This is a genomic window from Burkholderia sp. TSV86 (genome assembly GCF_001522865.1).
GTDB lineage: Bacteria > Pseudomonadota > Gammaproteobacteria > Burkholderiales > Burkholderiaceae > Burkholderia.
On the sequence record NZ_LOWB01000075.1, the window covers coordinates 202,953 to 211,324 of the forward strand.

The window sequence follows — 8,372 nt, forward strand, 5'->3', positions numbered from 1 at the left end:
TACATACGACCAATACAAATGTGTCGCCGTTCGAGCCGCCCGGCGACACACTTCCCCGTATCAAACAACGGGCGGCTTGCCGCCGCCCGCCCATGCTTCACACACCCTGAAGTTTCAAACGATTCGCCTGCGCACGCATCACCGCGACCGGATCGGGCGAGAATGCGCCGCGGATGCCGACCAGTTGATTGATTTCGTCCAGGTGATTCCACTTGAATGCGGTCGAAATCACCTGGCCGTACAGCGAGCTGCAAGTCGACGCAAAACCGTCGTTCGCCCCGGCCCCGCTCATGGCCATGATATTGCCCGCCGCCAGCAGCGGCAGCGTCGACACGTCGAGCACGTTCGCCAGATCGGCAACCGGCAGCGTGCTGGTATCGACCGCCCCCGTCGTGATGCCCAGCACTCTGACCGGCTGGAACGCGCTACCGCTCCACGAATACAGCAGATGGACGTTGCCGCCGATGTTCTCGGTCGGCGCGCCCGTGGTGCACGTGCCCGACGCGCCCACACCCGCGCTCGGGAACAGTTTGTTGAACTGAGCAACGCCGGCGCTGCTAAGCGCCTGGAACGCGGCGATCCCGTCCTGGTTCGTGTTGTGCAGACCGCTCGTGATGAAGCCGAAGACGTTCATCAGCGAGCCGAAGATCGGCGTGGACAAGCCGGTCGGATCGAGCTTCAGGCCGTTGAGAATGAAATCGGACAGTTGCGAGCCGCCGTTGTGCGGCGTCGCGATCGTCGTGATCGACGCAACCAGCTCCGGTGCAACCGATGCAACGTAGCGCGACGTCAGCCCGCCCTGGCTGTGCGCGATCAGGTTGACCTTCTGCGCGCCGGTGATCGCGAGCACTTGCTTGACGTATGCGAGCAATTGCTCGCCGCGGCTGTTGGGGCCATAGTCGCTCTGGAAGCCGGACATATCGGCAACGAACACTTTCGCGCCGTGCTGCTCGAGATCCGGTTGCATGCCGTACCAATACGGCACCGCGCCGAACATATTCGCGGAGCCGGTAAGGCCGTGCACCAGAATGATCGGATAACGCGTTGCCGCATAATCGTCGATTGCGGCCGGCGCGGTTTGCGCCGACACCGCGGGCGCCGCCACCGCGCAGCATGCGGCAACGATCGCGGCCGTCCAGCCGCGGCCCAGTGTTCTTTTTGCAACTTGCGCCGCAACCACGACGCGCTCATACCAAGACTTCATTTTCGGCCTCCCCTGCCTGGCTTCATGCCAAGTTCAACGATGCGGTGCCGCGCATCCCGGTGCGCCAGCGGCGCCGGAGCGGTCACTCACCACCCCAAACAAAACCCTTGCATGTCGGCGTCGCGCTCTTCCATCGCAACCGATGCGCACCACGCCGGCCCTAACCCAATATCGGCAACCGTCCAGCACACACCGTCGCTCATGCATTCGCCGCGCGCACCGGGTTGCGGCGCCCACGGCATTTCCAACTGGCGCGGATCGCGGCGCAACCCAGCGCCGTGCGCCTTGAGCAGCGCCTCCTTGCGGGTCCACCATTGCAGCAGCATGCCGTTGCGCGCACGCGGCGCAGCAAGCTCGAACTGTTCGAGTTCACAGGCCGCGAGGCTTGCTGCCGCGAGCGCGTCGGTGTCGAGTTTCCTGTCGAGCGACTCGAGATCGCAGCCGACGCGCTTTCTCGCGATCGCGAGCAGCACGCCGCCACGCACATGACTCAAGCTGAACTGCAGATCGCGGCTGAACAGCACCGGCTTGCCGCCCGACTCGATATCGAACACGAGACGCGCCGGATCCACGTCGAGATATTCGCCCAGCACCACGCGCAGCATCGCGCGGGCAAACAGGAACAGTTCGCGATGCGCGCGGAATTTCAGCCGCGCGGCGCGTTCGTGCTCGCTCAGCGAGAGGCAATCGCATTTGAGATACGACCCTGCCTCGTCAGCGCTCGCACGCCAGATATGCACTTCACCCCGCGCAACCTGCTCCAGCAACGCCGCCGACGGTCTCGCTACGCTAAACCGCAATGGCGCTGCCTCATCGTGCGCCACTGCGTGCGGCCATCCTTCGGTTGTCATTTATCAGTCACTTCGTACTAGGGATACGCCGGCCACCCCGGCCGAATCCGCGATCCCGCCCTTCAACGGGCCGCCGCGGCAACGCGGCTTTGCCACCAAACAAATAACGGCGCACCGACGATTTCAAGCACGGTAAAGCCAATGAACGGAAAAAACGGTGCGCCGACCGACACAAGCGAAATCAAACGGCCAATTCCGCCGACGAAGATCATCAGCCAAAGCGCACGGAACAGCACGCCTTTGCGCTCGATGTCCGGAATCGTGTAGAACACGCTGAGCCCGAGCCCGAACCACACGCCCGCGAAGAAGCGCAAATTGCTGTCGAGCGTCGCGTCGTCGGGCATCGCGATGCCAAGCGATGCGTACAGCGGATCATGAATGCCCAGCATGCCGAGCACACCGGTGGCAAGCGGCACGATGCCGAGAATCGTGGTGACGATTTGTAGGGTGCGTTTGCTGCTCATCGAGAGGCGCCTCCGGTTATTGATAAAAGATCCCGAGCACCTGAACGCTGCTCGCTTCCGGCATTGCGCCGTAGCGGCTCCACGACGGGCCCGTCTGCCGCAGGAATTGCAGCGCGACGTCGAACTTGTCGAAACGCCGCCGCAACTCCAGCCAATATTGCCGCCCGGCGCCGAGGTCCAGTTGCGCGAAGCCCGTCAGGTCGACGCGGCGCACGATGAAGTTGCGCCACGCGGCCATCAGGAACAGCCCGTGCCGCGACGGCAATTCCTGCGCGAAGATCGACGTGCGCACCGCGCGGCCCCAAGCATACGGATCGCTCGCTTGCAGCGCGCGCCATTGCGAAGCCGACGCGCCGCCGCTGTTGCTTTGCAGCTCCGCCGTCAGCGACAGATCAACCGGCAATGTCCACGTGAAGCCGAACGACGAGCGCGTGCGGAACGCGCGGTCCTGATTGCCGCGCCCCGTCGACGCGCCGATCAGCGAAGGCCGCCAGCCGCCCGTCCATTCCGCGTAAGCGACCACCGCGTTGCCGAGCAGCACGCTCAAATTTTGCCCGAACTGCGGCGACTGTCCGCTTTCTCCATACAGCACCCATTGCGGCTGAATCGTCGGTGTGAGCCGCTGGCTACCGACCAGCATCCAGCGGTCGACGCCGTTGGTGCGCTGCAGATCGGACGATGCGAACGGATCGCCCGGCACGCCGCGGCTCGCGAGCCGCGGCGCCAGCATCAACGCGACCGAGCCCGAATCCCACACGCGCTGCGCACGCACCGCGACGGTGCCGAGCCGGTTCGTGTGGCGGCTGTCGGGATCGGGCGGCACGTCGAGGCTGACCGCGCCCGCCTTGAAGAAATCGGTCGGGTTGTAGCCGATCGCCGCGCCGATGCGCTGGTTGATCCGGCCCGCATCGAGCGCGAGATACGGCGACGGCTTCCAGCTCGCATAGGCTTCCTTGACGAGCATCACGTCGCGATGCGAATCCGCATTCGCCGACAGCGGATCGAAGCGGTCGAAGCGCATCGCGAAGTGCACGCCGAGCGACGGCGTCAGCGCATGGTCGAACTGGAATTCGATCGATAGTTGGTTGCGCCAGGACGTCGGCGCGTCGCGGTTGTCGCTCCAGCGCATCGCATCCTGCACGCTGAATTTCCACGGCTTCGCGGTTTCGGGCGCGGCGGCGGGCGTTGCATCGGCGAGATTGAGCGCGGCGTTCGTCGCGTCGTCGTCGACGCCGCCTGCCGAAGCCGGGGCGGCGGGTGCGCTCGGCGCGTCTGATGCGGGCGCGGCAGGCACAGCAGCAGGCTCGGCGGGTGTATGCGCCGCGCCCGCTGCTTCCGGTCCGGCCGGCGCGGCGCGAGACGGCGTCGCCGCCGCCGCGAGCAGCCAGACCAGCACGGCCAACGGTTTTCGCGTCATTGCGCCTGGAAGCGGGGCAGGTAGTCGCGTTGCAGCCACGCGTCCGGAATATCGCGCCATGCGTAGTCGGAGAAGCGCATCACCGTGACCCAATTCGGGTCGAGGCCGTCGATGATGACAGTTTCGGTCGGACGCTCGACGCCGAGCTGCATCGTATAGCGCCGGTAGAACGCGCTTTTCAGCAAACGTTCGCTTTCCGAATAAAATTTCGCCTTCACCGGCCGGCTGTTCGACGCGTCGAGCCATAGCTCGATGCGGTGATACGTGAGGCCCTCGGCCTTGCCCGTCAGCGACAGCTTGTAGCAATGCCGCGTTTGCCGGTCGCCGTCCATCACGTCCTCGGCGCCCTTCATCTGCGCTTTGTAATCGTGCGCGAGATTGACGGTCACGACGTCGCCGTTGGCGGCCTGGCCGAGCAGCCGCTGATCCGGCGAAATGCGGATGCTCGCCTGGTTGGCCGGATCGTAGAACCACAGATCGTTGCCGTTTTTCAGCATCAGCTTGCCCGCATCGCGCGCGGGCGCGACAAAGCGCACCAGCGTGCGGAACGCGCCGCCCGGCGCATCCGGCTTCGAGTAGATCGACAGCGTGTTGCCGTCGACCTGCTTGCCCGACCGGTATTCGGTCAGCGTCGCCGTCAGCACGAACGACTTCGTCGGCGTGCGGATTGCGTCGCTTTGCGCGAGCAGCGTTTGCGGATCAGGCGTGGTCTGCGCATGCGCGAGCACCGCCGCGCCGAGACTCAAGCCGATCCACCATGTACGAAACAACCGACGCACGTTGCACCTCCCCATCATTTCCAAACCCGGTTCCCCATTCTCAATCCGATATCAAACCCGACCGTCCGTTTCGTCCGCCAGGCCAACCTGTGTCACGCATACCGCAGCGCGTCGACGATCGACAGCCGCGCCGCATGACGCGCCGGCAGCCACGCGGACAGCCCCGCGACGATAGCAAGCCCGAAGAACGTCAGCGCGATCAGCTTCCATTCGCCCCACACGCGCACCGTCAACGCGACCGAATCGATCCGCGCGGGCGGCGTCCACGCGAGCCCGCTGTGGTTGACCGCGAACGCGAGCGCCAGCGCGACCACCACGCCAATCGACGCGCCGACGACGCCAAGCAGCGCGCCCTCGCACACGAACAGCGCCTGAATCCCGCTGCGCCGCACGCCCATCGAGCGCAGCGTGCCGATCTCGACCGTGCGCTCGAGAATCGCCGTGCTCATCGTGTTACTGACGACGAACAGCACGATCGCACCAATCAGCACAAAAACAAAGCCAAAAATCATCGAGAACATCCGATTCGTCTGATCATAAAACGGATTGAGCGCGGCAAAATCGAGCACGTCGAGCGGCTGATTCTCGAAGCGGCCACCAAACAACTGATCAATTCGCGCGCGCGCGGCCGCAAGCTGCGCGGTGTGCTTGAGCTGGATCTCGATGGCCGTCACGCGCGGCGCGTCGCCGCCATACACGAGCCGCTGCGCGCGCGGCAGATGCATCGCGAGATAAACGTCGTCGAACTCCTTCACGCCCTGCTGCTCGGCCTTCACCGCCGTAAAGCCGCCCACGTTCGGCGCGCCGTAGGCGTTCGCCGCGAGCACTTCGATGTGCGTCGCGCCCGAGCGCTCGCCGCGCTGCCCGACCTTTTGCGCGTCGGCCTCGGCGGCCGATAGCGCGAGCACGTCGGCGGGCGCGTCGGCGGCCTGCGCGGCGGAGGCGCCGGAGGCAGCCGCCGCGTCCTGCGCAAGATCGCCGCCGCCGCAATCGGGCACGGCAAGCGGCTCGCACAGGTGCAGCACGCGCGCGACGCCGTGCCCGACAATCACCGCGTCGGACGCGGTGCCGACGAGCGGATACGGCTTCGGCGCGAGAGGAAAACCGTAGTCGTTCCACTGCTGCATCCGGTTTTGCTCGTCGGCGTTCGCGCCTTGCACGAGCACCGTGCGCGATACGCCCGCCGCGAAATTACCGGCGATTCCGCCGAACTGCAGCGTCGGCGTGATGACCGCGATCATCGGCGACAGCACGGGATCGTCGCGCAACTGCGCAATCAGCCGCTCGTAGCCGCTAATGCCATAGGCAACCGGATTGCCGCTGCCGTACTGGAAGTAGCCGTGCCGCTGAATCTGCAAATGGCCGGTGCGGCGCACGAAATCGGTTTGCAATCCGAACGTGATGTCCTTGCTGAAACCGCCGAACAGCAGGATCGCGCACACGCCAACGATCATCGCGAGCAGCGTCGTGATCGAGCGCCGCCGGTTGCGCTGCAGATTGCGCAGCGCCAACATCAAGGTATGCATCTGCTCTACGCCTCCTGCGCGGCGCGACGCCGTCCGACAATGCGGCCGTCGCGGATTTGCACGATATCGTCGGCCGCCTCGAGCACTTGCGGATCGTGCGACGACACGATGAACGACACGCCGCTGTCGCGCTGCATCTTGTGCATCAGTGCGATGATCGCGCGGCCCGTGACGCTATCGAGGTTCGCGGTCGGCTCGTCGGCGAGCACGAGCGACGGGCCCGCCGCGAGCGCCCGCGCGATCGCGACGCGCTGCCGCTGCCCGCCGGACAACTGGCTCGGCCGGTGCTTGCCCTTGCCGCCGAGCCCGACCGCATCGAGCAGTTGCGCGACGCGCTCGGCGCGCTCGCGCTGCGGCCGGCGCGCCATCAGCAGCGGATACTCGATGTTCTCGTATGCGGACAGCACCGGCAGCAGGTTGAACGACTGAAACACATGGCCGACCTGCCGCGCCCGGAAATCGGACAGCGCATCGTCCGAGAGCGTCGCGGTGTCGTGCCCGGCGACCACCACGCGCCCCGCATCCGGCCGGTCGATGCAGCCGATCATGTTGAGCAGCGTGGTCTTGCCGCTGCCGGACGGGCCACTCAGCACGGTAAAGCAGTTCGCGCCGATATCGACCGACACGTCGGCCAGGCCAGTCACCTTCACACTGTCGAGCAGATAAGTCTTGCTGACGTTTTCGACGGTGACGATCGTCATCCCGCGCCCCCGGTGCGCACGCGCGGCGTGGCCGTGGCCGCGCCGGCCGGTCGCGCGGGCCGGGCCGACATCGCCGGCGCGGCCGGCAGCGAGCGGATCAGCCGCTTCAATTGCAGCCGGTATGCGAAGTGCTCGACCTCGATCACGTGCCGCTGCGTGTCGCTGAAGTGAATGCCGCCGTTCCAGTTCGAATGGTCGCGCTGAATCAGGCGGTCGAGCCGGGCCGCTTTCGCGGGTGCGGCGTCGCGCGCGCGCAGGTAGCGCGACACGAGCTGCGCCTGGTAGTCCATCAGCGGCCAGTTGCCGGTCGAGGTCTGGAACAGGCCAACGAAGAACAGGTTCGGATGCGCGCGATCGAATACGTTCAGATATAAGCGCGGCTGCATCTTGTCCCACTGCAAATACGACTGATCGAGAAACGGGAAGCTCAACTGGAAGCCCGTCGCATAGATGATCACGTCGATCGGCTCTTCGCTGCCGTCGGAAAACGCGACGCGGTCGCCACGCAGTTCGACGACGTCCGGCTTCGCGACGAGATCGCCGTGCCCGAGGTGGTAAAACAGCGTCGAATTGATGATGAAGTGCGATTCGAACAGCTTATGGTCAGGCTTCGGCAGCCCGTAGTCTTCCGGCTGGCCGGCGGTCGTCAGCCGCAGCAGCCGCTCGCCGAAAAAGCGCCGCGCCCACAGCGGCATGCGCAGCTTCAGCGGCCATTCGGCCCATTCGTCGGCAGGCATCCCGAACAGGAATTTCGGCCAGTAGTAATAGCCGCGCCGCGTGCTGTGGAACACCGCCTTGGCGTGATGCACGGCCTCGACGGCGATGTCGCAGCCGGAATTGCCCGCGCCGATCACCAGCACCCGCTTATCCTTGAGCACGTCGGGCGTCTTGTACAGCGCCGAATGCAGTTGCAATCCGTCGAAGCGGCCCGGATAGTCGGGCACGCGCGGCTTCGACAAGTGGCCGTTGCAGACCAGCACGCCCTTGTAGTGGCGCACCTCGTGGCCGTCGAGTTCGATGCGCCACAAGCCGCTATCGGGCAGCGGCGCGACTTCGAGCACGGTGCGGTTGAATTCCGTGTGCTCGTAGACGCCGAAGCGCCGCGCGTAGTCGCGCAGATATGCGAGCGCCTGATCACCGCGCGCGTAGGTCGGATAGTCGGCGGGCATCGGGTAGTCGGTGTACTCGGAAAACGCGCGTGAGCTGATCATGTGCACCGATCGGTAGATCGCGCTACACGGCTTGCCGTAGTACCACGTGCCGCCGAAATCGTCTTCGCGCTCGATCAGGTCGAAATCGACGCCCTGTTCGCGCAGATTCTTCGCCGTCGTAATGCCTGCCGCGCCGCCGCCGATGATGCAATAGCGCTGGCTGTCGTCCCGGCTGGGGGTGGTTGTCATCGTCGTCACTCCAATTCAGTTGTGCGCTTG

The 8,372-nt window shown here is 65.4% G+C and carries 8 protein-coding genes; all 8 read right to left on the minus strand.

Translation table 11 applies throughout. From position 1 onward, the window contains the following. Positions 1 to 97: 97 nt before the first annotated feature. Positions 98 to 1,204: a triacylglycerol lipase gene (locus WS68_RS12970; protein ID WP_059571192.1), complete on the minus strand. Its 1,107-nt coding sequence runs from the start codon at positions 1,202 to 1,204 to the stop codon at positions 98 to 100. A gap of 86 nt (positions 1,205 to 1,290) precedes the next feature. Next, entirely contained in the window at positions 1,291 to 2,055 is a 765-nt protein-coding gene (locus WS68_RS12975) for a 4'-phosphopantetheinyl transferase family protein (protein ID WP_059571193.1), read from the minus strand. A 62-nt stretch (positions 2,056 to 2,117) separates the two neighbouring features. Beyond that, complete coding sequence (locus tag WS68_RS12980; RefSeq protein WP_059571194.1) at positions 2,118 to 2,519, minus strand: DUF4345 domain-containing protein; 402 nt, start codon at positions 2,517 to 2,519, stop codon at positions 2,118 to 2,120. Between the two features lie 16 nt (positions 2,520 to 2,535). After that, positions 2,536 to 3,936 (minus strand): hypothetical protein, encoded by a 1,401-nt coding sequence (locus tag WS68_RS12985; protein ID WP_231753010.1) that lies wholly within the window; start codon positions 3,934 to 3,936, stop codon positions 2,536 to 2,538. After that, positions 3,933 to 4,715, minus strand: coding sequence for an outer membrane lipoprotein-sorting protein (locus WS68_RS12990; RefSeq protein ID WP_059571254.1), 783 nt, complete (start codon positions 4,713 to 4,715; stop codon positions 3,933 to 3,935). The genes WS68_RS12985 and WS68_RS12990 overlap by 4 nt, the downstream gene beginning before the upstream one ends. A 92-nt stretch (positions 4,716 to 4,807) precedes the next feature. After that, positions 4,808 to 6,241, minus strand: coding sequence for an ABC transporter permease (locus WS68_RS12995; protein ID WP_059571195.1), 1,434 nt, complete (start codon positions 6,239 to 6,241; stop codon positions 4,808 to 4,810). Positions 6,242 to 6,246: 5 nt separating this feature from the next. Continuing rightward, a complete protein-coding gene (locus WS68_RS13000) occupies positions 6,247 to 6,942 on the minus strand; it encodes an ABC transporter ATP-binding protein (protein WP_059571196.1) in 696 nt (231 codons plus the stop codon). After that, positions 6,939 to 8,342 carry a flavin-containing monooxygenase gene (locus WS68_RS13005; RefSeq protein WP_082710007.1) on the minus strand — a complete coding sequence of 468 codons (1,404 nt, stop codon included), beginning with the start codon at positions 8,340 to 8,342 and terminating at the stop codon, positions 6,939 to 6,941. The genes WS68_RS13000 and WS68_RS13005 overlap by 4 nt, the downstream gene beginning before the upstream one ends. Between the last annotated feature and the right edge of the window lie 30 nt (positions 8,343 to 8,372).